General features: G+C 45.0%; 1 protein-coding gene. It reads right to left on the bottom strand.

The genetic code is table 11. The features are described 5' to 3' along the window. Positions 1-511 (bottom strand): cytochrome c3 family protein (locus tag RIF36_RS22925; protein ID WP_350149659.1); only part of this gene is annotated, 511 nt, incomplete at both ends.

The following is a 511-nucleotide window of genomic DNA, read 5'->3' as shown; positions in this document are numbered from 1 at the left end:
CAGGTTCACGGTGGCAATCTAAACACCATCCCATACTTAAAGGCTCTGCCTGATATACAACTTCCATTTTATCAACTCGTCCGTGGCAGCTTTCACAGCCAACGCCAACGTTTACGTGTGCGGCGTGATTGAAATATGCGTAATCCGCTAAGTTATGAACACGAACCCATTCAACAGGTTGTCCGCTTTCCCAGCTTTCTCTGATGGGAGCGAGTTTTTCGCTGTCGGTTTTAACCTGATTGTGGCAATTCATACAAGTTTGAGTTGCGGGAATATTTGCCTGCTTAGAGTCAAACACATTGGTGTGGCAGTATTGGCAATCCAGGCCGAGTTTATCAACGTGTAATTTGTGACTATAAGGAACCGGCTGTTCAGGAGCGTATCCTACATCGGTGTAGCTTGGAGAGAAAAAGTACCATACTGAAAAGATCAGAGCGTTTGCAACAACGATAAGACCGATCAAAATTTTTCGAGGAACTTGATTTGTCCACTTGGGGAAAATCTGCGCCAT

Origin of the sequence: Imperialibacter sp. (assembly GCF_040222815.1) — a bacterium.
Lineage (GTDB): Bacteria > Bacteroidota > Bacteroidia > Cytophagales > Cyclobacteriaceae > Imperialibacter.
This window is presented reverse-complemented; position numbering and strand designations above follow the sequence as displayed.